1 protein-coding gene is annotated in these 250 nt (G+C 43.2%); it reads left to right on the top strand.

Annotation, left to right across the window (positions count from 1 at the left end; translation table 11 throughout):
- Positions 1 to 18: 18 nt before the first annotated feature.
- A partial coding sequence (locus EOD40_RS17900; protein ID WP_196781478.1) for a hypothetical protein occupies positions 19 to 250 on the top strand: 232 nt, incomplete at its 3' end.

The raw sequence follows: 250 nt of genomic DNA, 5'->3' as shown, positions 1-250 counted from the left end.
AATACATCTACATTCACTATGACGCAAACTGCACCATCGGTGGGAAGCGGTATATGGACTTTTGTAGGAGCATCTGGTGCTGCTGTAATAACAACACCAAATTCGCCAGCAACAACAATTACAGGAGTGGCAGCAGGAACAAGTGTAACAGTAAAATGGACAGTGACCAATGGAACATGTAGTGCTTTTGATAATGTAACCCTACAAAATGATGCACAACCTGTAGTAAGCGATCAGCCGAACCAAACCT

It is taken from the genome of Flavobacterium sufflavum (assembly GCF_004016525.1).
Lineage (GTDB): Bacteria > Bacteroidota > Bacteroidia > Flavobacteriales > Flavobacteriaceae > Flavobacterium > Flavobacterium sufflavum.
The sequence above is the reverse complement of the archived record's forward strand: the minus strand, read 5'-3'. Positions and strand labels throughout refer to the sequence as shown.